The 22,369-nt window shown below is 70.8% G+C and carries 23 protein-coding genes; 12 read left to right on the forward strand and 11 right to left on the reverse strand.

From position 1 onward, the window contains the following. Positions 1-29 precede the first annotated feature (29 nt). Together ACP7BI_RS08960 and rmuC are read right to left on the reverse strand one after the other, a co-directional pair. Positions 30-677, reverse strand: a complete 648-nt coding sequence (locus ACP7BI_RS08960) for an NUDIX hydrolase (RefSeq protein WP_425845263.1) — start codon at positions 675-677, stop codon at positions 30-32. A gap of 4 nt (positions 678-681) precedes the next feature. After that, the gene (gene rmuC, locus ACP7BI_RS08965) at positions 682-1,911 is read right to left on the reverse strand and encodes a DNA recombination protein RmuC (RefSeq protein WP_425845566.1); all 1,230 of its coding nucleotides are present in this window, start codon (positions 1,909-1,911) and stop codon (positions 682-684) included. A 272-nt stretch (positions 1,912-2,183) separates the two neighbouring features. Here rmuC and ACP7BI_RS08970 point away from each other — a divergent pair, with 272 nt between their 5' ends. The 9 genes from ACP7BI_RS08970 (at position 2,184) to ACP7BI_RS09010 (ending at position 12,018) form a co-directional block, all read left to right on the forward strand. Next, positions 2,184-2,915, forward strand: coding sequence for an MBL fold metallo-hydrolase (locus ACP7BI_RS08970; protein ID WP_425845266.1), 732 nt, complete (start codon positions 2,184-2,186; stop codon positions 2,913-2,915). Positions 2,916-3,062: 147 nt separating this feature from the next. Further along, positions 3,063-4,418, forward strand: coding sequence for a purine-cytosine permease family protein (locus tag ACP7BI_RS08975; protein ID WP_425845268.1), 1,356 nt, complete (start codon positions 3,063-3,065; stop codon positions 4,416-4,418). Positions 4,419-4,468: 50 nt separating this feature from the next. Continuing rightward, complete coding sequence (locus ACP7BI_RS08980) at positions 4,469-6,016, forward strand: hydantoinase/oxoprolinase N-terminal domain-containing protein (RefSeq protein ID WP_425845270.1); 1,548 nt, start codon at positions 4,469-4,471, stop codon at positions 6,014-6,016. After that, entirely contained in the window at positions 6,013-7,092 is a 1,080-nt protein-coding gene (locus ACP7BI_RS08985; protein WP_425845272.1) for a DUF917 domain-containing protein, read from the forward strand. The genes ACP7BI_RS08980 and ACP7BI_RS08985 overlap by 4 nt, the downstream gene beginning before the upstream one ends. After that, positions 7,089-8,198, forward strand: a complete 1,110-nt coding sequence (locus ACP7BI_RS08990) for a DUF917 domain-containing protein (protein ID WP_425845274.1) — start codon at positions 7,089-7,091, stop codon at positions 8,196-8,198. The genes ACP7BI_RS08985 and ACP7BI_RS08990 overlap by 4 nt, the downstream gene beginning before the upstream one ends. 23 nt (positions 8,199-8,221) lie before the next feature. Then, positions 8,222-9,256 carry a DUF917 domain-containing protein gene (locus ACP7BI_RS08995; protein WP_425845276.1) on the forward strand — a complete coding sequence of 345 codons (1,035 nt, stop codon included), beginning with the start codon at positions 8,222-8,224 and terminating at the stop codon, positions 9,254-9,256. Next, positions 9,253-10,752, forward strand: a complete 1,500-nt coding sequence (locus ACP7BI_RS09000; protein WP_425845279.1) for a PucR family transcriptional regulator — start codon at positions 9,253-9,255, stop codon at positions 10,750-10,752. The genes ACP7BI_RS08995 and ACP7BI_RS09000 overlap by 4 nt, the downstream gene beginning before the upstream one ends. A gap of 71 nt (positions 10,753-10,823) precedes the next feature. Further along, complete coding sequence (locus ACP7BI_RS09005) at positions 10,824-11,426, forward strand: DUF305 domain-containing protein (RefSeq protein WP_425845280.1); 603 nt, start codon at positions 10,824-10,826, stop codon at positions 11,424-11,426. Between the two features lies 1 nt (position 11,427). After that, positions 11,428-12,018: a CueP family metal-binding protein gene (locus ACP7BI_RS09010; protein WP_425845282.1), complete on the forward strand. Its 591-nt coding sequence runs from the start codon at positions 11,428-11,430 to the stop codon at positions 12,016-12,018. Between the two features lie 25 nt (positions 12,019-12,043). Here the strand turns inward: ACP7BI_RS09010 and ACP7BI_RS09015 are convergent, their stop codons facing one another. The 4 genes from ACP7BI_RS09015 to ACP7BI_RS09030 all read right to left on the reverse strand — a co-directional run bounded on the left by ACP7BI_RS09015 (position 12,044) and on the right by ACP7BI_RS09030 (position 14,271). After that, positions 12,044-12,259, reverse strand: coding sequence for a DUF5302 domain-containing protein (locus ACP7BI_RS09015; protein ID WP_425845283.1), 216 nt, complete (start codon positions 12,257-12,259; stop codon positions 12,044-12,046). Next, a complete protein-coding gene (locus tag ACP7BI_RS09020) occupies positions 12,256-13,149 on the reverse strand; it encodes a DUF998 domain-containing protein (RefSeq protein ID WP_425845286.1) in 894 nt (297 codons plus the stop codon). The genes ACP7BI_RS09015 and ACP7BI_RS09020 overlap by 4 nt, the downstream gene beginning before the upstream one ends. A gap of 9 nt (positions 13,150-13,158) precedes the next feature. Then, positions 13,159-13,380: a hypothetical protein gene (locus ACP7BI_RS09025; RefSeq protein ID WP_425845288.1), complete on the reverse strand. Its 222-nt coding sequence runs from the start codon at positions 13,378-13,380 to the stop codon at positions 13,159-13,161. A gap of 114 nt (positions 13,381-13,494) precedes the next feature. Continuing rightward, on the reverse strand, positions 13,495-14,271 hold the full coding sequence (locus ACP7BI_RS09030) for a DUF2382 domain-containing protein (protein ID WP_425845291.1): 777 nt from the start codon (positions 14,269-14,271) through the stop codon (positions 13,495-13,497). Positions 14,272-14,462: 191 nt separating this feature from the next. Between ACP7BI_RS09030 and ACP7BI_RS09035 the strand changes: the two genes are divergently transcribed. Together ACP7BI_RS09035 and ACP7BI_RS09040 are read left to right on the forward strand one after the other, a co-directional pair. Further along, complete coding sequence (locus tag ACP7BI_RS09035) at positions 14,463-14,942, forward strand: DUF2975 domain-containing protein (RefSeq protein WP_425845293.1); 480 nt, start codon at positions 14,463-14,465, stop codon at positions 14,940-14,942. Next, positions 14,942-15,169, forward strand: a complete 228-nt coding sequence (locus ACP7BI_RS09040) for a helix-turn-helix domain-containing protein (RefSeq protein WP_425845296.1) — start codon at positions 14,942-14,944, stop codon at positions 15,167-15,169. The genes ACP7BI_RS09035 and ACP7BI_RS09040 overlap by 1 nt, the downstream gene beginning before the upstream one ends. A 14-nt stretch (positions 15,170-15,183) precedes the next feature. On the opposite strand, the gene ACP7BI_RS09045 is transcribed toward ACP7BI_RS09040, so the two are convergent. After that, positions 15,184-15,597 (reverse strand): hypothetical protein, encoded by a 414-nt coding sequence (locus tag ACP7BI_RS09045; protein WP_425845299.1) that lies wholly within the window; start codon positions 15,595-15,597, stop codon positions 15,184-15,186. Next, a complete protein-coding gene (locus tag ACP7BI_RS09050; RefSeq protein WP_425845301.1) occupies positions 15,594-16,622 on the reverse strand; it encodes a TerC family protein in 1,029 nt (342 codons plus the stop codon). The genes ACP7BI_RS09045 and ACP7BI_RS09050 overlap by 4 nt, the downstream gene beginning before the upstream one ends. Positions 16,623-16,866: 244 nt before the next feature. Between ACP7BI_RS09050 and glsA the strand changes: the two genes are divergently transcribed. Next, entirely contained in the window at positions 16,867-18,084 is a 1,218-nt protein-coding gene (glsA, locus tag ACP7BI_RS09055) for a glutaminase A (RefSeq protein ID WP_425845304.1), read from the forward strand. A gap of 601 nt (positions 18,085-18,685) precedes the next feature. On the opposite strand, the gene nrdF is transcribed toward glsA, so the two are convergent. From nrdF to nrdI, 3 genes are read right to left on the reverse strand one after another with little or no spacing between them, the layout of a single operon-like run. Further along, positions 18,686-19,798 carry a class 1b ribonucleoside-diphosphate reductase subunit beta gene (gene nrdF, locus ACP7BI_RS09060; protein ID WP_425845306.1) on the reverse strand — a complete coding sequence of 371 codons (1,113 nt, stop codon included), beginning with the start codon at positions 19,796-19,798 and terminating at the stop codon, positions 18,686-18,688. A 32-nt stretch (positions 19,799-19,830) separates the two neighbouring features. After that, complete coding sequence (gene nrdE / locus ACP7BI_RS09065; protein WP_425845309.1) at positions 19,831-21,981, reverse strand: class 1b ribonucleoside-diphosphate reductase subunit alpha; 2,151 nt, start codon at positions 21,979-21,981, stop codon at positions 19,831-19,833. Beyond that, on the reverse strand, positions 21,969-22,367 hold the full coding sequence (gene nrdI / locus ACP7BI_RS09070) for a class Ib ribonucleoside-diphosphate reductase assembly flavoprotein NrdI (protein ID WP_425845567.1): 399 nt from the start codon (positions 22,365-22,367) through the stop codon (positions 21,969-21,971). The genes nrdE and nrdI overlap by 13 nt, the downstream gene beginning before the upstream one ends. Positions 22,368-22,369: the final 2 nt, after the last annotated feature.

The following is a 22,369-nucleotide window of genomic DNA, read 5'->3' on the forward strand; positions in this document are numbered from 1 at the left end:
CCAGGCTCAGCACCGGCGGGGGAGCGCGATCAGCGCCGCTCGAACCGCCACGGCAGCGACCCGACGTGCAGCCGGTGCCTCGGGCCCTCATCGGAGTCGGCGCCGCCGTCGTACGCCTCGTCGCCCTCCCAGATCGCGAGCGCGCGGGCGGGGTCCTGCTTCGTCGCGTAGCGCTGCGGTGCCCGGCCGCCGATCGCCGTGAGCGCCGCGTCGACGGTGGGGTAGGCCAGTAGCGTGTCGAGGGTCACCCACGTGGGCGGGAAGAGCCGCAGGTCGCCCTTCCCGTGCCGCTTGAGCGCATCCGCCGGTCGGATCCACGTCGCGTCGATCGCCTCGGCGTGCTGCAGGCGCAGCTCGCCCTCGGGCGCGCGGGCGACGAAGAACCAGGTGTGGAACTTCGTCGCGAGCTGCTCGGGCGGGATCCACTGCGACAGCGGCACGAGCGCGGCCGGGTCGACGACGAGCGCGCTCTCCTCGGCGGTCTCGCGCACCGCGGCGTTGCGCGCCGTGGTCTCCTCGTCGGCCGCCTCGTCGACGGGCTCCACCCGGCCGCCGGGGAACACCCAGCCGCCCGGGAACGAGCCGCGATCGGGCCGCTGCAGGAGCAGCACCTCGATGGCGCCAGCGTGGCCGTCGCGCACCAGCACGAGGGTCGCGGCGACGGGGATCTCGGTCACGTGCTCACGCTACCGCCGAGGGCCCCGCTTCCTCGGCATCTCGGACCGCCTCGCGCACCATGTCGCGGATCGCCTCGTCGGCGTGCACGTCGGGCTTCTGCGCCGCGACCGCGAGCACCTCGAGCGGCGGGTGCCGCTCGAGCGAGGGCTCGAGGCCCTGCAGGCTCGAGAACCGCCGCGCCTGCGTCACGACGTTGCGGTCGAGGGATGCGTTGAAGGCGTTGTACGCCTCGACCGTGCGGTTGAGGCTGCTCCCGAGCTTCGTCAGGTGGGTGCCCATCGTGCCGAGCCGCTTGTGCAGCTCGCGGCCCACCTCGAGCACCTGCAGCGCCTCGCCGGCGAGCTGCTCCTGGCGCCACGTGTAGCCGACCGTGCGCAGCAGCGCGACGAGCGTCGCGGGCGTCGCGAGCACGACGTTGCGCTCGAAGGCGCGCTCGAACAGGGTCGGGTCGCGCTCGAGCGCCGCGTTGAGGAACGGCTCCGCGGGGATGAACATGACGACGAACTCGGGGCTGCCAGGCACCGCCTCCCAGTAGGCCTTCGAGCCGAGCTGGTCGATGTGCTCGCGCAGGTGGCGCGCGTGCGCGTCGAGCCGCTTGTCGCGCGTCGCGTCGTCGGTCGCCTCCATCGCCTCGAGGTAGCCGGCGAAGGCGACCTTCGCGTCGACGATCACCTGCTTGTCGCCCGGCAGGTGCACGAGCATGTCGGGCCGCAGCGCGCCGTCGTCGGTGGCGTGGTGCGCCTGCTCGGTGAAGTCGACGTGCTGCAGCATGCCGGCGGCCTCGACGACGCGCCGCAGCTGCAGCTCGCCCCAGCGACCCCGCACCTGCGGCGCCCGGAGCGCCGTGACGAGCTGCCGCGTCTCGGTCGTCAGCCGCTCGGAGCTCGAGCGCATGAGCTGCAGCTGCTCGGCGAGCGCGGCGTTCGCCTCGGCGCGCGCCTTCTCGGCGGCGGTGACCTCGGAGCGCACCGACTCGAGCGACTTCGAGAGCGGCTCGACGAGCTGCTGCACCGCCTGCTCGCGCTTCGCGAGCTCGGCGGCGCCCTCGCTCTGGGAGCGGCGCAAGCGCTCCTCGGCCTGCTCGAGGAAGACGGCGGAGTTGCGCTCGAGCGCTGCGCTCGAGAGCTTGGCGAACTCGTCGGCGCGGCGCTGCGCGTCCTGCTGCAGCTCGGCGAGCGCCGCGCGGCCGCGCTCGCGCTCCTCGGCGAGCCTCTGCGCCGCCTCGGCGCGCACTTCCTCGAGCTGCGCGGCGTGCCGCCGATCGGCGACGTCGCGCTCCCGCGCGCGCTCGCCCTCGAGCGCCTCGAGGCGGGCGCGGGCGGCCTGCAGCTCGCCGCGGCTCGCGGCGTGCTCGACGGCGGCGCGGGCACGGCCTGTGCGCGAGCCGAGCAGCGCGCCGAGCGCGCCGGCGAGCAGCATGCCGAGCAGGGCGACGACGACCAGGAGCGGTTCCATGCCGCCATGTCACCAGATGCCGCTGACACCTCGGGACTACCCTCGGTCACATGGTGGAGATCCAGCGCATCGTCGCCCCGAACCCCGGCCCGATGACCCTCGACGGCACCAACACCTACGTGCTCGGCGGCGAGGTCGTCGTCGACCCCGGTCCCGCCGACGTCGAGCACGTCGAGCGGCTCGTCGACCTCGCTCCTCGGCTCATCCTCGTCACCCACAAGCACACCGACCACACGGAGGCGGCGCGCGAGCTCGCCCGCTCGACCGGTGCGGTGCTGCGCGGCCTCGATGCTGATCAGTGCCACGGCGGCGCACCGCTCGTCGACGGCGAGTGGATCCCGGTCGGCGACGCCGAGCTGCAGATCCTCGCGACCCCGGGGCACACGCACGACTCGATCTGCATCGTCGTGCCGGGCCGCGCGGTGCTCACGGGCGACACCATCCTCGGCCGCGGCACGACCGTGATCATGCACCCGGACGGCGCGATCGCTCCCTACCTCGCGAGCCTCGACAAGCTCGAGGGGCTCGGCGACCTCGAGGTGCTGCCCGGCCACGGCGACCCGCTGCCGTCGGTCGCCGCCATCGCGCGGCAGTACCGCGCGCACCGGCTCGAGCGGCTCGAGCAGGTGCGGCAGGCGCTGCGCGATCTCGGCTCGAGCGCGGCCGACGCGACGGTCGGCGACGTCGTCGACCGCGTCTACGCCGACCTCGACGACGACGTGCGCTTCGCCGCCGAGGCGTCGACGGCGGCCCAGCTGAGCTACCTCGCCCAGGTCGGCTGAGCCAGAACGCCCGCTCGTCGCGGAGGACTCGATGAGCTGTGCAGTCCGCACACTCCGAGTCGAAGTATCGACTGATCGCACATGGTGACGCTCCATGCAGCCTCATACCGTTGCGCCATCGACCGCTTCGACCAGGAGGGCGCCGCTATGGAAGCCACTGCCCACGACGACTACTCGCTGCAGCGCGTGCCGAAGGCCGCGCGCAGGCATTGGTTCGGCATCGCTGTGCAGCGCTTCGGCCAGGTGTCGGCCCTCTCGCAGTTCCTGCTGGGTGCCACGCTCGGCTACGCGCTGGGGTTCTGGGATGCGGCGCTCGCGTTCCTGCTCGGCTCCATCATCCTCGAGGTCGTCATCATCCTCGTCGGGATCGTCGGGCAGCGCGAAGGCATGCAGACGTCGCTCCTCACTCGCTGGACGGGGTTCGGCGAGATCGGCTCGTCGCTCGTCGGCCTCGCGATCGCGATGAGCCTCATCGGCTGGTTCGGGATCCAGAGCGCCATCTCCGCCGAGTCGCTCGACTCGCTCATGCCCGACGTCATGCCGATCCCCGCCTGGTCGATCATCTTCGGCCTCGCGGTCACGGGCGTGGTCGCGTTCGGCTTCAAGGGGATGCAGCTGCTCGCGAACATCACGGTGCCGCTCTTCCTCGTGCTCGTCGGCTGGTCGATCGTGAGCGAGCTGAGCCAGCACTCGATCGTCGACCTGATGAACAGCGCTCCGGCAGGCGAGCCGATGTCGGTCTTCGCGGGCGCGGGCGTCGTCGCGGGCGGCTTCATCGTGGGCGCGATCATCACGAGCGACATGACGCGCTTCAACCGGACGCCCGGGGACGTGGTCAAGGTCACGGTCGTCGGCATCACCCTGGGCGAATTCGTGATCGGCCTGGCCGGCGTGCTCCTCGCCCATGCCGCGCAGAGCGGCAACATCGTGGCGATCGTGACGTCCGCAGTCGGCTGGGTCGGCCTGCTCATCATCGTCACGGGCACGCTCAAGATCAACGACTGGAACCTGTACGCGTCGGTGCTCGGCCTCGTGAACTTCGTCTCGACGGCCTTCAACCGCAGGCTGCCGCACCTCGCGACGACCATCGTGATCGGAGTCGTCGGCACGCTGCTCGCCGCGTTCGGCATCCTGCAGGGCTTCATCCCCTTCCTCACCGTGCTCGCCGCCGCCTTCCCGCCGATCGCGGGCATCATCCTCGCGGAGTACTTCGTCGTCCGGCGGTTCCGCCCCGCGCTCGACGCGACGCGCGGGGCCGGCACGCTGCCCGCGACGGCCCCGCGAATCGTCCCGGCGACCCTCGCGGTCTGGCTCGTCGCGAGCCTCGTCGGCTACTTCGTGACGTGGGGCATCCCGTCGATCACCGCACTCGTGCTCTCGTTCGTGCTCTACGTCGTGGCGGGGAAGCTCGGCCTCGTGCGAGGGATCGGCGAGGTCACGACCGACAACGACATCGCCATCGGCGGCGCGGCGAGCCCCGTCGTCGAGGCCACCGAGCGCTGACGCGCCGAACGAGCAAGCACACCGGACCGGAACCAGAGGAGACGCTCGCGATGCACATCGGAATCGACGTCGGCGGCACGAACACCGACGCCGTGCTCATGGAGGGATCGCACGTGCTCGCGAGCGTCAAGCGCTCGACGAGCGCCGACGTGACGAGCGGCATCGTCGCGGCGATCGAGTCGCTGCGCGCCGACCGGCCGTTCGAGGGGGTCGAGATCACGGCTGTCATGATCGGCACGACCCACTTCATCAACGCGCTCGTGCAGGCTCGCGGCCTCGCTCCGACGGCGGCCCTGCGCCTCGGCCTTCCGGCGACGCGCGCTCTTCCGCCGCTCGTCGACTGGCCGGGCGAGCTGCGCGAGGCGATCCAGGCGCGCACCTACCTCGCGCACGGCGGCTACGAGTTCGACGGCCGTCCGATCTCGCCGCTCGACCCCGACGAGCTGCGCCGCCACGCCGCCGACATGGCCGCCAACGGCATCCGCTCGGTGGCGATCTCGAGCGTGTTCAGCCCGGTCAACCACGACCTCGAGCTCGCGGCCGCCGAGGTCGTGCGCGAGGAGCTCGGCGACGACGCCGCGATCTCGCTCAGCCACGAGATCGGTCGCATCGGTCTGCTCGAGCGCGAGAACGCGACCGTCATCAACGCGGCGCTCCGCGAGCTCGCGGTCGAGATCGTCGACGGGCTCAGCGCAGCCGTGCGAGCGCAGGGCATCGCCGCGCCGATCTTCCTGAGTCAGAACGACGGCACGCTCATGGACGAGGAGTTCGTGCGCCGCTATCCCGTCGCGACGTTCGCCTCGGGTCCGACCAACTCGATGCGAGGCGCCGCGGCGACGAGCGGCCTCACCGACTGCGCGGTCATCGACGTGGGCGGCACGACCGCCGACATCGGCCTGCTCGTCAAGGGCTTCCCGCGCGAGACGTCGACCGAGGTCACCGTCGCCGGCGTGCGCACGAACTTCCGGATGCCGGACGTGCTGTCGCTCGGCATCGGCGGCGGCAGCCACGTGCACGAGGAGTCCCGCGAGGTCGGCCCCACCTCCGTCGGGTACCGCCTGACGAGTGAGGCGCTCGTGTTCGGCGGATCCACGCTCACGGCGACCGACATCGCCGTCGCCGCCGGCCGCGTCGAGATCGGGGATGTCGACCGCGTGCGCCACATCGAGCGCTCCTTCGCGCTCGCCGTCATCGACCGCATCGCGGAGCGCGTCACCGAGGCGGTCGACCGGATGCGCACGTCGTCCGAGCCGATCCCCGTGGTCGCCGTCGGCGGCGGCTCAATCCTCCTACCGGACGTGCTGCCGATCTTCGGAGCGGTGCAGCGCCCCGACAACTACGCGGTCGCGAACGCGATCGGCGCGTCGATCGCGCAGGTGGGCGGTGAGATCGACAAGGTGGTCGCCGTCGACCCCGGTCGGCGCGATGCGATCCTCGACGACGTGCGGCAGGAGGCCGTCGACAAGGCGATCGCCGCGGGCGCGACGCCGCAGAGCGTGCAGATCGTCGACTTCGACGAGGTGCCGCTGCCCTACCTCCCCGGCAACGCCACGCGCGTGCGCGCCAAGGCGGTCGGCGACCTGGACATAGGCCGATGAGCTGGCACATCACCGCCGACTCCATCCCGGGACTCGCTCTCGGTGCCGCGGTCCTCGGCACGGGCGGTGGAGGCGACCCCTACGTCGGCGCCCTGCTCGCGCGGCAGGCGATCGGCGACGGGAGCGTCGAGGTCGTGCCGCTCGCGTCGCTGCCCGACGACGCCGTCGTCGTGAACGCGGCGATGATGGGCGCCCCGACCGTCATGGTCGAGAAGCTGCCGAACGTCGACGAGGTCGTCGCGGCGATCGAGGCGCTCGCGGCGCAGCTCGACCGACGGCCGACGCACATCGCATGCGCCGAGGTCGGCGGTGTCAACTCGACGATCCCCGTCGCCGCCGCCGCGATGCTCGGCCTCCCGCTGCTCGACGGCGACGGCATGGGCCGCGCGTTCCCCGAGCTGCAGATGGTGCTGCCGACCCTCTACGGCATCACTGCCTCGCCGCTCGGGATCGCCGACGACAAGGGCAACACGGCCGTGCTCTCGACGGTCGACAACCTGTGGACCGAGCGCATCGCACGCGTCGCGGCGATCGAGATGGGCTGCTCGGTGATGATCTCGGGCTTCGCGATGAGCGGGGCCCAAGCGCGCGAGTCGCTCGTGGCCGGCTCGCTCTCGCTGTGCGTCGAGCTCGGCGACGCGATCGAGCGCGCCCGCAGCGCGAACGTCGACCCGGTCGCGGCCGTCGTCGACCGGCTCGGCGGTCGCGAGCTCTTCGCCGGCAAGGTCGTCGACGTCGCGCGCGCCACCACGACCGGCTTCGCGCGCGGCAGCGCGCGCATCACGGGCGACGCGGGCGCGCTCACGCTCTCCTTCCAGAACGAGCACCTCGTCGCCACGCTCGACGATGAGGTGCTCGTCACGACGCCGGACCTCATCGTCGTGCTCGAGCACGACTCCGGCGCGCCGATCACGACCGAGGGCCTGCGCTACGGCCAGCGCGTGCGCGTCGTGGCCGCGCCGGCCGACGAGCGCTGGCACTCCGAGGGCGGCATCGCGCTCGCGGGTCCCGCGTACTTCGGCTACGACTGCCCGCCGACCCGGTTCGACGGCTCGATCCAGGAGGTGGCCGCATGAGCTTCGAGCTCCGCGCGACCGATCTCAGCGACCTCGCCCGAGGCGCGACCCTGCTCGGCACGGGCGGCGGAGGTGACCCGTACATCGGCCGCCGGCTCGTCGAGCAGGTGCTCGGCGACCGCGCGATCACGGTGCTGGACCCCGAGGACCTCGCCGACGACTGCTTCGTCATCCCGACGGCGCAGATGGGCGCGCCGACCGTCATGGTGGAGAAGATCCCGGCCGGCACCGAGCCGACCCTCGCGCTGCGCATCCTGGAGGAGCACCTCGGCAGGACGGCGGATGCGACGATGCCGATCGAGTGCGGCGGGATCAACTCGATGATCCCGCTCGTCGTGGCCGCCGAGACCGGTCTGCCGGTCGTCGACGCCGACGGCATGGGGCGGGCCTTCCCGGAGCTGTCGATGGAGACGTTCGCCGTCTACGGTGTGCACGGGTCCCCGCTCGCCCTCGCGGGCGAGCGAGGCGAGCGGGTCATCATCGACACCGGCGACGACGATCGGCAGATGGAGTGGCTCGCGCGCGCGATCACGATCCGCCTCGGCGGGGTCGGCCACATCGCCGAATACGCGATGTCGGGGGCCGATGTGCGCCGCACCGCGATCCCGCGCACGCTCTCGATGGCACTCGCCCTCGGGCGCGCGATCCGCGAGGCGCGCGAGGAGCACCGCTCGCCGTTCGATGCGATCGCCGCGTGCCTCGCGACCACGCTCTACAGCCATGTCCGGGAGCTCTTCCACGGCAAGGTCGCCGATGTCGAACGTCGCACGACCGACGGCTTCGCGAAGGGCCGCGCCCGCATCGACCCGATCGACGGCGGTGGCGAGGCGCTCGAGGTGCAGTTCCAGAACGAGAACCTCATCGCCAAGCGCGGCGGTGAGACGGTCGCGATCGTGCCCGACCTCATCTGCGTGCTGGATGCGGACAGCGCCGAGCCCATCACCACGGAGGGACTCCGCTACGGCCAGCGCGTGCGCGTGCTCGGCATCTCGACGCCCGACATGATGCGCACGCCGGGGGCGCTCGCCGCGTTCGGTCCCGCGGCCTTCGGGCTCGACGAGCCGTTCGTGCCCGTGGAGGTGCAGCCCGCCACCCCGGGGGCGTGACTGCTGCGCCGTAGGCTGGACGCATGGGGTGGACGCTGGAGCGCGACGACCTCGCGGCGCTCGGCACCGGCGCATCGCTCCTGGGCGGCGGGGGCGGCGGCACCCCGCGGCTGATGGCGCTCAGCGCCGGCAGCGCGGTGAGCTGGCCGCTCTCGGTGCACGACGTGCACGACCTCGACCCCTCGACGCCGTGCGTCGCCGTCGGCGTCGGGGGCTCGACCATGGTCTTCGGCGAGCGGCTGCCCGGCAGCGACCTGTTCGCCGATGCGATCGAGACGATCGACCGGTGGACGGGCACCCGAGCGGCGGCGGTGTGCGTCACGGAGGCGGGCGGCATGAACGCGCTCGCGCCCCTGCACGTCGCGGGTGACCTCGCGCTCGTCGACGCCGACCTCATGGGGCGGGCGCTCCCCGACCTCGACCAGTTCTCGATCCTCGTCGACGACCTCCCCGGCATCGCGATCGCGATCTCGGCCTGGCGGCGCGGCTCGCTGCTCCTCACCGACGCGCGCCCCGCCGACGTCGAGCACGTGCTGCGCGCCGCATTCCAGGCGGCGGGCGGATGGGCCGGGATCGTCATCGGCGGATTCACCGTCGGGGACCTCGAGGAGCACGCGATCCATGGCACGCTCGCTCGCGCCCGGGCGCTCGGCGAGGCGTGGGGATCGCACGACGCGATCGCTGCGCGCGTCGCCGCGATCGGCGCTCGTGCCCTCGCTCTCGGGCGAGTCGCGCACGTCGGGCCAGACCCCGCGGACGTCCGCGTGCGCGTCATCGACATCGCGGCCGACGACGGCGCCGCGGTGCGGCTCGTCGCCCGTTCAGAGGTCGTGGCGTGCCTCGTCGACGGCGCCGTGGTCGCGCGCTCGCCAGACATCGTCGACGTCGTCGATCCGCAGTCCGGCGCGATCCTGCAGGTCGAGGAGATCGCCGCGGGCCGCAGCGTCGCGGTGCTCGGCCTCGAAGCGCCCGCCTGGTGGTCGACTCGGCCGGAACGGCTCGAGCGCGTGCTGCCCTCGCACTACGGCCTCGACGGGCTCGACGAGGTCGCGGCATGAGTGCCCTGCATCTCGACGCGCTCCTCGAGCAGCCCGGCCACGGCGGCATCGAGGTCCTCGTCCGTGCGGCCGACGCCTGGGACCGCGTCGAGGTGGAGCCGGACGAGTCGACGCTCGAGCGAGCATCCGCGGCGACCTTCGCGATCATCGTGACGGCGAGCGCGACGCGCGCGTGGCAGCTCGACGCGCTCGTGCGGCGCGTGCGCGACCTCGGCATCACCGGTCTCGCGCTGCCGGGCGGCACCGCCGTCTCGGCCGGCACCGCCAGCCTCGCCGCTCGCGTCGGGCTCACCCTCGTCCGCGCAGCGCGGCCCACCTCGCTCGCGAGGACGTGCTGGGAGCTCACGACGAGCGCCGACGCACTGGCGCTCTCGCTCGTGCGACGCGTGGCCCAGACGATCCAGTACGCGGCGCGCGACCTGCCCGACCAGCTCCGGCACCTCGCCGCGGGCATCGGCCACGGCGTCGCGCTCGTCGCTCCGCACGGCATCGTGCAGCAAGCGGGACCGGAGCTCGATCCGAGCGTCCTGGCGCACATCGACTTCGACCGCTGGGTCGATCGGCTCGAGCATCCTGCGGGCACCGTCGCTTCGGTGCGTGTCGACAGCAAGGGCTCCGACCGGCTGCGCCTGGCGTTCCACGGACGCGCGCTGAGCCTGCGGCAGCTCGCGGCGCTCGCCTCTGCCGCCGAGATCGCGATGCCTGCAGTCGCGGCCCGCATCCTCATCGACGAGGTCGAGGAGCGCGACGACGCCTCGCGCTCGTCGTCGCTCCTGAGCGAGCTCCTGGATCCGTCTGCGAGCCACGACCCCGAGCTCGACCGCCGCGTCGCCGAGCGCGGGTGGACGACCGAGGGCTGGCATGTCGGCTTCGCCGTGCAGGGACGTGGTCGTGTCGAGCCGCTCGAGGTGCTGCGCCTCCTCCGCCCGAGCCTCGCGGCGCTGCGGGTGCGCGCGCACTCGACGATCCGCGGCGCTGGAGCCGTCGGGTGGCTGAGCTTCTCGAGCGCGCCTTCGCGCGCTGAGCTCAGCGCCGCCATCGCCGCGCTGCGCGAGCGGCACGGCGCGTGGCTGCTGCAGCTGCCGGTCGCGACGGGCGTCGGCACGCTGCAGCGCGGCGTCGCCGGCTTCGCGCAGACCATCCACGAGGCGATGGACGCAGCGCGACTCGCGGCCGACCGCTCCGCCGCCGACTGGTTCCTGCACGTCGATCGGCTCGGGATCGACCAGCTGCTCCTGGCGTGGACGGGCAGCGACGCCTTCCTCCCGGCGGCGCGAGGACTGCTCGAGCCGCTGCGCGTCGACGACCGCCGCACGCTCGCCGCCTATCTCGACCACGAGTCGTCGCTCGCGGCGACCGCGAGCGCCCTCGGCATCCACCGCAACACCGTCGCGCAGCGGATCGCGCGCGTCGGGCAGGAGCTCGGGATGGATCTGGCCGACCCCGAGGTGCGCCTCGCCCTGCAGCTCGCGGTGCGCGCAGCGCCGGCACGCTGACTCGGCGCCGTCGCCGAGGCCGGTCGTGATACCCCGTGGGGGTATACTGGCGGCAGTCGAAAGGAGACGCCGTGCTGGGAGGACTCGCTCGCATCGCCGCGCCGACTGCGGCCGTCGCCGCGCTCGTGCTCGTCGGGTGCTCGGGGGCGGTGCAGGAACCGACCGGCGGGGCCGGGGCATCGTCCGGAGCCGCCGCCGCGTTCAACGACACGGACGTCGTGTTCGCCCAGGGGATGGTGCCGCACCACGAGCAGGCCGTCGAGATGGCGGAGATCGTGCTCGCGATCGAGGGCGTCGACCCGCGGGTCGTCGAGGTGGCGGAGGAGATCCGGGCGGCGCAGGCTCCTGAGATCGAGCAGCTCGACGCGATGCTCGAAGCGTGGGGTCAGGATCGCGGGCGCGTGGACGGTCACGGTGAGCACGGTGCCCACGGCGGCACGGGCGAGGGGATGATGTCGCCCGCGGACCTCGAGGCGCTCGAGCGCGCGGAGGGGGCCGAGGCCTCCCGGCTGTTCCTCGAGCAGATGATCGAGCACCACGAGGGCGCCGTGATGATGGCGCAGGTGGAGGTCGATGGTGGCGAGAGCGCCGCGGCCGTCCGCCTCGCGGAGGCCATCGTGCGCGAACAGCGGGCGGAGATCGACGCCATGCGCGCGCTGCTGGACCGGCTCTGACGTGCGCACGCGACGATCGCTCCCCGCGCTCACCGCGCTGGCCGCCGTCGGCATCGCCGTGCTCGCCGGTTGCGCAGCGGTGCCCGCTCCGCAGGGCGCGCCGGCGAGCTCGGCGACCGACGACGTCCTGGCCGACCATGGCTTGGCCGGGCTCACCGCGGTCGAGGTCATCGATGTGCTCGACCGCGTGGCGGTCTCGGAGCGCTCGACGAGCCTCATCGCTTCGGTGCGGCCGGATGCGCTCGTGCTGGAGGACGAGCGTGGTGAGACGTCGCTGCCGCTGCCCGACGACCTCGCCTACGTCTCGATCGCGCCCTACGTCGAGCAGACCCACGAGTGCCACTTCCACAGCCTCACGACGTGCCAGGGTGAGCTCTCGCGCAAGCCGGTGCGCGTGACGATCACGCACGCATCCGGCGCGGTGATCGTGGACGAGAGCACCCAGACGTTCGACAACGGCTTCGTGGGCTACTGGCTGCCCCGCGACCTCCGCGGCTCGATCGAGATCGAGCACGCGGGCATGACGGGTGTCGCGACGCTGTCGACGTCCGCAGACGCCCCGACCTGCATCACGACGCTCGCGCTGCGCTGAGGCGCGCAGCTCGGCTCGTCGGCGCTCAGCCGCTCTTGCGGCGGTGGACGCGCTTCTGCACCGCGGGGCCCGAGTGGGCGCCCTGCACCCCGCCCTGCGGCGCCATGCCCTGGCCGTGGTGGCCGAGCTTCTTCTTGTCGAGCGCCTCGCGGAACTTGCGGCGCTGCGCCTCCTCGGCGCTCTCGACGCCCTCCGGGGTGTCCTGGGGCGCGGGTGCCGCTGCCGGTTCGTTCTCGCTCATGACCCCACCTTGCCGCCTGAGGGTGACGATGTCGAGTCCGGCCGCCCGGTCGGGCCTCGGCGCAGCAGGCTCGGCACGCGCGAGGGGCGGGATGCGTCGGGGGCGAGGTCCCCGATCGTGCGCACGAGCGTCGTGAGCCACGCGAACGCGATGCCGACCGCCACGGCCTCGAGGCCGGCGGCGGAGTAGACCTCGAGCGGCCGCCACAGCGCGAGCGCGACGACGATCCCCGCCGCGGCCCCCGCGGTCGTCAGCACGAGAGCCCGCGGCCGGAGCGGCATCACGAGCATGACGGCCGCCGCGGAGGCGGCGAAGAGGCCGAGCGTGCCGAACGCCGCGATGTTGTGCGGCAGCGGTGCCGCCTGCACCGGGAAGAGGCCCACGCACGCGAGCGCGAGGCCCGTGAGCGCGAAGAGCACCACGACGCTCGCGATGCCGCGCAGCGCCCGGTCGCCGAGCCAGCGGTGCAGGTCGCGGCCGATGTACGAGCCGATCGTCGCGACGAGCAGCCCGGCGACGACGACCGTGCCGTTGAACGCCCACGATCCTGCGCCCGAGCCTGCGCCGAGGTCGGAGAAGTGGCGCTCCCACCAGCGGGGATCGGCCGCGGTGAGCATCGCGAAGACGGTGCCGATCGTGAGGAAGCCGAACAGCAGCGTCGCGAGATCGCGCGTGCGCAGCTCGATGCCCGCCCGGTAGGCGAGCCAGCCGCCCGCGGCGCTCGCGATCCCGGTCAGCAGCGCGCCGCCGATCGCCGGTGCCTCGAGCCCCTGCAGGCCGCGAGCGAGGATCTCTGCGCCCGTGAGCGTGCCGAGGTAGGCGACGGCGGCGAAGGCGACGGTGAGCGCGACCGTCGAGACGCGCGAGACGACGCGCTGCCACGGCGGCATCGGGCCCGCCTAGTCGCGCCGGTGCAGGAGCGTGCTGAGTGCGAAGGCCCCTGCGGTGATGAGCGCCACGATGCCCGCCGCGGGCAGCGCGACGGAGCCCTCTCCCGCGATCGGCCTCGGCTCACCCCACACCGCCACGAGCGCGAACAGCCCGCCGACGGCGAACGAGGCCCACGCCGCGGCGATCGCGCGCGCCTCGCGACGCAGCTCGACGCTCGTGACGGCCTCCACGCATCCGATCGAACCATGCCGCGCCCACCGCACGCCGAGCGCGCGTCGGCGCCGCGCCAGGGACGCGGAACGGCCCGCGCGGCGAGTCGCCGGCGGGCCGTTCCCAGGGGTGCGTCAGCGGCGCGTGTCGCCCTCGCGGTCGATGTCGATCTCCTCGCGCGCGACGTCGGCCTGCACGGTCTCGTTGTCGACGACCGTGCGGCGGTCGACGCCGATGCGCTCGGCGTCGACGACCCGCTTGTCGACGACCGGCCGCTCCTCGCTGAGCGTGACCTCGATCTCGTCGTCGCCGAGATCGCCGCGGGTGCCGGTGCTCGTGCCGTCGAGCGGCTCGCGAACGATCTCGACCTCCTCGCGCTCGACCGGGACGGTGACCGTCTCGTGGTCGGTCACGACGTGCTTGCGGATGCGCAGGCGGCCGGACTCGACGCGCTCGGTACCGACGTGCAGCTCCTCCTCGCGACGGACGATCGACTCGTGGTCGCTGTCGACCGCGTCGGTGCCCGTGCCCATCGAGCCGGTGCCCACCGAGCCCGTGCCCACCGAGTCGGTGCCCGTGGTGCCGGTGCCGCCCTGGTAGTCGTAGTAGCGGAAGAGCTCCGCCTCCTCGGCCTCGCTCACGTGCGCGTCTGCGTCGATGTTCGGAGCGTCCTTGATCGTGTCCTTGGTGTGCGGCACGTGGATCTCGTCGTCGCGGACGGTCGCGTCGCGGAGCGGCACGAAGCTCTCGCGCGTGCCGAACCATCCGGTGCTCACGGTCGCGAACGCCGGCTGGCCGGTCGAGTCGTCGAGGTAGACGCTCGAGACCTTGCCGACCTTGTCGCCGGTCGAGTCGTAGACCGTGCCGCCCTGGACCTGGTCGATGGAGAGATTGCCGTTGCTCATGGTCATGCCTCGTTTCCTGTCGGATCTGGTGGTCTGCGTCCAGCCTCTCGACTCCGCCTGGGCGTCCCGTCCTCGTGACCTGCACGTCCGCCGTGTACCCCACACCGATTCGCCGGTGAGCGCCACCATCCGACGACGACATCGACATTCGACCGGTATCTATTGATTCTCAATAGCAAAGCCAGCAAGATGGGTGCATGCTCCGCTCTCGCTGGACCGTCCTACCGCTCCGGGTCGCGCTCATCCTCGCCGCCGCCTGGCTGCTCATCATCATGCTGCTGTCGCTGCCGGGCGAGCTCGCCGACGAGGGGCTGTGGTTCCGTGTCGGCGCGCAGGCCGTGCTGTCGCTCGTGATCCTCGCGGTGCTCGCGGTCATCGCCTGCATCTGGCGGCTGCTGACCCTCGTGCGGCGTGACCGCATCTTCAGCCCTGAGGCGCGCCGCTGGGTCGACGCGATCGTGTGGGCGCTCGCGATCGGCTGGGCGCTCTTCGCCGCCGGCGCGCTCGTCGTCGGGGCGGTCATCTTCCTCACGCCCGAGCTGCGCGATCCGGGCATCCCGATGGCGCTCTTCGGGCCGGTCGTGCTCTCGCTGCTGCCGCTCCTGCTCATGCTCGTCATGCGCGGCCTGCTGCAGCAGGCGAGCGGCTACCGCGCCGAGCTCGACGAGGTGATCTGATGCCGATCGTCGTGCGGATCGACGTCGAGCTCGCCAAGCGCAAGCTGAGCGTGGGCGAGTTCGCCGAGCGCGTCGGGCTGAGCCCCGCGAACGTCGCGGTGCTGAAGAACGGCCGTGCGAAGGCGGTGCGGTTCTCGACGCTCGACGCGATGTGCCGCGTGCTCGGCTGCCAGCCGGGCGACCTGCTCGAGTGGGTCGACGACGACGGGGCGGATGCGTCGGCCTGAGCCGCGCGGGCCGGTCATGATCGCTCCGTCGAACCGGGCCGCTGCCGGCTCACGGCAATCCGCTCGACCACGACTCCGCCCGTGTCGTCCCGGTGGACGAGCGCGGTGGCGCCGAGGGCTCGCGCGAGCCGCCGGGCGCGCCGGGCGGTGCGGTGCAGTGCCGCTGAGCGAGCGGTGAGGCTGCGCCGCCGCAACGCGAGTGGAGCCGGCGCGAGCTCTCGCGCCATCTCGGCGAGGTGCTCGACGAGCGCCTCGCGACGCAGCGCGTGCCGGTCGGCGAGCGCCGCATCGGTCGTGAGGCCGAGGCGGCGCACCGCAGCGACCACGACGAGGCCGTCGAGCGGCTCGGCGAGGGCGCGGGCCATGAGTTCGAGCGGGCGCTCATCCGCTTCGTCGACCAGTACCGCGACGGTGTGAGCGACAGTCACCGGCGGCTCAGCTCGCGCGCGCGGCGGCGACTCAGCAGCGGCTCGAGCTCGGCGAGCTCAGCCGCTGTCGCCACGCGGAAGGAGCCCGCGGGCGCTGTCTCGACGGCGCGGCGCTCCTGCCCTCGCGTCGCCGCGAGCGACACCGCGATCGAGATGCCGATGATGAGCGCGACGACGGTGAGGGAGACGAGCGTGGGGATGTACAGCACGTCCAGCAGCGCCATCTTCGCGCCCACCCAGATCAGCACGAGCGAGAGTCCGACCTTGAGGTAGATGAAGCGGTGGATGAGATCGGCGAGCAGGAAGTACATCGCTCGCAGCCCGAGGATCGCGAACGCGTTCGCGGTGAAGACGAGGAACGGCTCCGAGGTGACCGCGAAGATCGCCGGGATCGAGTCGACCGCGAAGACGATGTCCGTCACCTCGACCAGCACGAGCACCGCGAGCAGCGGCGTCGCCACCACGACTCCCGCCTTCCGCACGAGGAAGCGCTGCCCGTGGTACGCATCCGTCATCGGCACGACGCGCCGGAAGAGCCTGAGCACTCGCGAGCGCTCGGGGTGCACGTGCTCGTTGCGAGTGCGCAGCATCTGGATGCCCGTGACGATGAGGAACGCGGCGAAGACGTAGAGGATCCAGGCGAAGCTCTCGATGAGCGCAGCCCCGACCGCGATGAAGATGCCGCGGAAGACGAGCGCGCCGAGCACACCGAGGAACAGCACTCGGTGCTGGAGCTCGCGCGGCACCGAGAACGCGGCGAAGATGATCGCCCAGACGAAGACGTTGTCGACCGCGAGCGACTTCTCGATCAGGTAGCCGGCGAAGTACTGCTGGCCGAGCTCGGCGCCCCACAGGTTCCAGACGACGATCCCGAAGCTGATGCCCGAGAGCACCCAGACGATCGACCAGGCGAGCGCCTCGCGCACGCCGATGACGTGTGCCCGCCGATGTGCGAAGAGATCGATCGCGAGCATGACGACGATCGCCGCGAGCACGGCGAGCCAGGCATAGAAAGGTACATCCATCGTGTCCTCCAGTTGACGGTGCAACTGGAGGTCTCGTCCGAGACCCGAAGGCCTCCAAGCGCCGGAGCCCGATGGCGAGCACGAAATGACGACGCGTGGCCGGGGGACTACTCCCCTCCGCAAGCATCATACATGCGCAGACGCTGCGGCCGGAACCGATCGGGGCGCTCTCCTTGCGAGGCCACAGCGAATGCCGCGGTTCGCCGCACGGATGGCCCTCAGCCGAGCATCGCTAGCCTCGAGCATGCGCAATCCCATCCCGGAGCTGCTCGACGAGATGCTGCGCGAGTGCGCCGACGACGACGGCGGGGAGCTGCACGACGAGATCCCCGAGCTCGCCGAGGCCGACCCCGACCGCTTCGCCATCGCGCTCTGCACGGCCGACGGCACCGTCTACGCGACGGGCGACGCCGAGCACCGCTTCACGATCCAGTCGATCTCGAAGCCGCTGGTCTACGCGCTCGCGCTCGCCGACCGTGGGCTCGAGAAGGTGCTCGAGCACGTCGGCGTCGAGCCCTCGGGCGACGCCTTCCATGAGATCTCGCTCGAGCCGAGCGGCCGGCCGCGCAACCCCATGATCAACGTCGGCGCCGTCACGACGCACTCCCTCGTCGGCGACCCCGCGTGGAGTCTGGCCGAGCGCGACGAGCGCGTCCGGGCGGGGCTCTCGGCCTTCGCCGGCCGCGAGCTCGAGATCGACGAGGCCGTGTTCGAGTCGGAGCGCTCGGTCGCGAGCCACACGCTCGCGCTCGCCTACCTGTCGCACTCGCAGGGCAAGCTCGACGGCGAGCCGCACGACGCCGTCGACGGCTACATCCGCCAGTGCTCGATGCTCGTCGACGTGCGCGACCTCGCGGTGATGGCGATGACGCTCGCGAACGGCGGCAGGAATCCGATCACCGGCGAGCAGGTCGTGCCCGTCTGGGCGTGCACGCAAGCGCTGAGCGTAATGGCGACGTGCGGCATGTACGACGCCGCGGGGGACTGGATGAGTCGGGTCGGCATCCCGGCGAAGAGCGGCGTCGCGGGCGGTGTGCTCGGGGCGCTCCCCGGCCAGATCGGCGCCGGCGCGTTCTCGCCGCGGCTCGACGACGTCGGCACGAGCGTGCGCGGCGCGCGAGCGTTCGCGCGCATGTCGACCGAGCTCGGCCTCCACCTCATGCACGCGCCCGAGGTCGCGACGCACGTGCTCTACGGCGTGGTCGAGCCCGACACCGACGGCGACGGCGTGCGCGAGGTGCAGCTGCAGGGCACGATGCACTTCGCCGCGGCCGAGGCGGCGCTGCGCGAGCTCGAGGGGCTCCCCGACGATCGCTCGCCCGTCGTGCTGGACCTGACGCGCGTCGTCTCGGCGAGCGCGATCGGCCGTCGCCTGCTGACCGAGGCCGTCGAGCGGATGCGCGCCGACGGCCGGGACGTGCGGGTCGCCGACCCCGACGGCGTGCTCGGCACACGCGCCTGAGGTTATTTCCTTCGCGGAGAGGAGCCCCGTGCTCGCACGAGGCTCCTCTCGGTGCGCTGATCTTGGGACCAGCGGGTCGCGCGTCCCGCGTGGTTCGGTTCGAAGGCTTAGATCATCATCGTGCGCCCGCACTTGCTACAGCGGATCCGCCCATGACGCTTCACAGCGACACCGACGAACGTGTAGTGGCAGTACGGGCAGGTGATCGTCGGGATAGACCCCATGCGATCCTTCTTCCTACTCGAGAAATGGAACTGTTTCCGCAAGCGGTGGTAGGGACCAGGCTGCGGCAGGCGCGAGCTCGCCCGCCACAACCCGTCCTGAAGGGCGTTAGCCCTTCGGCTTCACGGTGATCCGGATGCGCTTCGGCACCCGGATCCGGATGACTCGTGCCATGCCGGTTCCTCCTCTCTCGCCTGAGAGGGGCTCTGGGATCGAACACGCGTGCGGTTGCACCAGTGCTCCATCGCTCGTAGGCTGATGTTGCTTGCAAAGCACATCAGAACCCCAGAGCCCAAGCCCGCGTTTCGCGGGCTCTCATTCGTTCTGAGAGAAGGGGCGCGGACTGCCATCCGCGCCCCTTCTGCTGTCTTGGTCACGACTAGAAGTCCCAGTCCTCGTCCTCGGTCGCCTCGGCTTTGCCGATGACGTAGGATGAGCCGGAACCCGAGAAGAAGTCGTGGTTCTCGTCGGCGTTCGGCGACAGCGACGACAGGATCGCCGGGTTGACGTCCGTGACGGTCGACGGGAACAGCGGCTCGAAGCCCAGGTTCATCAGCGCCTTGTTGGCGTTGTAGTGGAGGAACTTCTTGACGTCCTCGGTGAGGCCCACGGGGTCGTAGAGCTCGGCCGAGTACTTCGACTCGTTCTCGTAGAGCTCGTAGAGCAGCGAGTACGTGTAGTCCTTGATCTCGGCCTGCTGCTCAGGGCTGAGCTTCTCGTAGCCCTTCTGGAACTTGTAGCCGATGTAGTAGCCGTGCACGGCCTCGTCGCGGATGATGAGGCGGATCATGTCGGCCGTGTTCGTGAGCTTCGCGCGGCTCGACCAGTACATCGGCAGGTAGAAGCCCGAGTAGAACATGAACGACTCGAGCAGCGTCGAGGCGACCTTGCGCTTGAGCGGGTCGTCGCCCTCGTAGTAGCCGATGATGATCTCGGCCTTGCGCTGCAGGTACGGGTTCTCCGTCGACCAGCGGAAGGCGTCGTCGATCTCCTTCGTCGACGCGAGCGTCGAGAAGATCGACGAGTACGACTTCGCGTGCACGCTCTCCATGAAGGCGATGTTCGTCAGCACCGCCTCCTCGTGCGGCGTGACCGCATCCGGGATGAGCGAGACCGCGCCGACCGTGCCCTGGATCGTGTCGAGCAGGGTGAGGCCGGTGAAGACGCGCATCGTGAGCAGCTTCTCGTCCTCGGTGAGGGTCGCCCACGACTGGATGTCGTTCGACAGCGGCACCTTCTCGGGCAGCCAGAAGTTGTTCACGAGGCGGTTCCACACCTCGAGGTCCTTGTCGTCCTCGATGCGGTTCCAGTTGATCGCCTGCACGAGGTGGTTGTGGCGGTGCTGGCGCTTCTGAGCCTCGGTCTGGGCCGTGCCGTCGAGCGCCTCCTGGATCTCGGCGTGGTCGGCCTCGATCGCCGCGCCGGCCTCCTCGGCCAGGGTCGGCTCGACGATGGGGTCGTCGAAGACCGATGCCGTCTCTTGGGTGTCCATGTCCTGTTCCTTCTTCGTCTCGTCCGCCGGCGTCACAGCATGCAGCTGACGCAGCCGTCGACTTCCGTGCCCTCGAGCGCCAGCTGGCGCAGTCGCACGTAGTAGATCGTCTTGATGCCCTTGCGCCATGCGGAGATCTGCGCGCGGTTGATGTCGCGGGTCGTCGCCGTGTCCTTGAAGAACAGCGTGAGCGAGAGGCCCTGGTCGACGTGCTGCGTCGCCGCGGCGTAGGTGTCGATGATCTTCTCGGGGCCGATCTCGTACGCGTCCTGGAAGTACTCGAGGTTGTCGTTCGTCATGAACGGCGCCGGGTAGTAGACGCGCCCGAGCTTGCCCTCCTTGCGGATCTCGATCTTCGCCGCGATCGGGTGGATCGACGACGTCGAGTTGTTGATGTACGAGATCGAGCCGGTCGGCGGCACCGCCTGCAGGTTCTGGTTGTAGATGCCGTGCTCCTGCACGAGCGCCTTGAGCTCACGCCAGTCGTCCTGCGTGGGGATGTGGATCTCCGACGTGTCGAAGAGCTCCTGCACGCGGGCGGTCGCCGGCTTCCACTCCTGCTCGGTGTACTTGTCGAAGAACTCGCCGGTCGCGTACTTCGAGCGCTCGAAGCCCTCGAACGTGCGGCCCTTCTCCTGCGCGATGCGGTTGGAGGCCCGCAGCGCGTGGAACAGCACCGTGTAGAAGTAGATGTTCGTGAAGTCGATGCCCTCCTCGGAGCCGTAGAAGATCCGCTCGCGGCCGAGGTAGCCGTGGAGGTTCATCTGGCCGAGGCCGATCGCGTGGCTCATGTCGTTGCCGCGGGCGATCGACGGCACGGAGCCGATGTTCGACTGGTCGGAGACCGCGGTGAGCGCGCGGATGGCCGTCTCGACGGTCTTGCCGAAGTCGGGCGAGTCCATCGACAGCGCGATGTTCATCGAGCCGAGGTTGCAGGAGATGTCCTTGCCGACCGAGACGTAGTCGAGGTCGTCGTCGTAGGTCGACGGGGTGTTGACCTGCAGGATCTCGCTGCAGAGGTTCGACATGTTGATGCGGCCGTCGATCGGGTTCGCCCGGTTCACCGTGTCCTCGAACATGATGTACGGGTAGCCCGACTCGAACTGGATCTCGGCGAGCGTCTGGAAGAACTCGCGCGCGTTGATCTTCGTCTTCGTGATGCGGGCGTCATCGACCATCTCGTGGTACTTCTCGGTCACCGAGATGTCGCTGAAGGGCACGCCGTAGACGCGCTCGACGTCGTACGGCGAGAACAGGTACATGTCCTCGCCCTTCTTCGCGAGCTCGAACGTGATGTCGGGCACCACGACGCCGAGCGAGAGCGTCTTGATGCGGATCTTCTCGTCGGCGTTCTCGCGCTTCGTGTCGAGGAAGCGCATGATGTCGGGGTGGTGCGCCTGGAGGTACACCGCGCCCGCGCCCTGGCGCGCACCGAGCTGGTTCGCGTACGAGAAGCTGTCTTCGAAGAGCTTCATCACGGGGATGACGCCCGAGGACTGGTTCTGGATCTGCTTGATCGGAGCGCCGTACTCGCGGATGTTCGTGAGGTTGAACGCCACGCCGCCGCCGCGCTTCGAGAGCTGCAGAGCGGAGTTGATCGAGCGGCCGATCGACTCCATGTTGTCCTCGATGCGCAGCAGGAAGCACGACACGAGCTCGCCGCGCTGCTTCTTGCCCGCGTTGAGGAAGGTCGGGGTGGCCGGCTGGAAGCGGCCGTTGACGACCTCGTCGACGATGTGCTCCGCGAGCGTCTCGTCGCCCGAGGCGAGCGCGAGCGCGACGTTCACGACGCGGTCCTCGTAGCGCTCGAGGTAGCGCTTCCCGTCGAACGTCTTGAGCGTGTACGACGTGTAGTACTTGAAGGCGCCGAGGAACGTCGGGAAGCGGAACTTGTAGCCGTAGGCCCGCTTCATGAGCGACTTGATGAACTCGAAGGAGTACTGGTCGAGCACGTCCTTCTCGTAGTAGTCGTTCTCGACGAGGTAGTCGAGCTTCTCCTTGAGCGAGTGGAAGAAGACGGTGTTCTGGTTGACGTGCTGCAGGAAGTACTGGTTCGCGGCCTCGCGGTCCTTCTCGAACTGGATCTTGCCGTCCGGTCCGTAGAGGTTGAGCATCGCGTTGAGCGCGTGGTAGTCCATCGCCGACGTCTTGCCCGTCGTCATCTCGGGCGTCACTGTCGCCATAGTCCATCCAATCCGTCGTTGACGACGCGCACGTCGTCGGGGGTTCCGAAGAGTTCGAAGCGGTAGAGGTGCGGCACGTCGCACTTGCGGGCGATGATGTCGCCCGCGAGCCCGTAGCCCGCACCGAAGTTGGTGTTGCCGGCGCTGATGACGCCTCGCAGGTGCTTGCGGTTCTGCTCGTCGTTGAGGAACCGGATCACCTGCTTCGGCACCGCGCCCTTGCCGTCGCCGCCGCCGTAGGTCGGCACGATGAGCACGAACGGCTCTCGCTGCTCGAGCGGCGGGTCGGAGGCGTAGAGGGGGATGCGCGAGGCCGGCCGGCCGAGCTTCTCCACGAAGCGGGCGGTGTTGCCCGACACGCTCGAGAAGTAGACGACCTGGTTCACGG

The sequence above is a fragment of the Agrococcus sp. TSP3-2-1 genome (assembly GCF_049897585.1).
Classification (GTDB): Bacteria; Actinomycetota; Actinomycetes; order Actinomycetales; family Microbacteriaceae; genus Agrococcus.